The organism is Macrococcus brunensis, assembly GCF_004359615.1.
Taxonomy (GTDB): Bacteria; Bacillota; Bacilli; order Staphylococcales; family Staphylococcaceae; genus Macrococcus; species Macrococcus brunensis.
Genome location: NZ_SCWA01000066.1, coordinates 1 through 384, shown reverse-complemented (window position 1 = coordinate 384; position 384 = coordinate 1). Strand labels below are relative to the sequence as shown.

1 protein-coding gene is annotated in these 384 nt (G+C 51.6%); it reads left to right on the top strand.

Annotated features, from left to right (window positions below):
• Positions 1-384 (top strand): HD domain-containing protein (locus tag ERX27_RS11250; RefSeq protein WP_133432863.1); only part of this gene is annotated, 384 nt, incomplete at both ends.

Here is a 384-nt window from a genome sequence, read left to right as displayed (position 1 = left end):
GCCTGGAACGACGAAGACCGCCCGCTCGCACTATGCGCGGCGCTTCTGCATGACCTGGGGCATGGTCCTTTTTCGCATTGCTTCGAGAAAATCTTTGGTACGGACCACGAGGAATATACGCAGGCAATCATCACCGGGGATACAGAAGTCAATGCGGTGCTGTCACGCGTTCATCCGAACTTTCCAGAAGAAGTGGCTGAAGTCATCAATAAGACGCATCCGAATAAGCTGGTCATCTCAATGATTTCATCTCAGATTGATGCGGACCGTATGGATTATCTGCAGCGCGATGCTTATTACACCGGTGTCAGTTACGGCAGTTTCGACATGGAACGCATTCTTCGTCTGATGCGGCCGACGGAGAACGAAGTGATGATCAAGGAG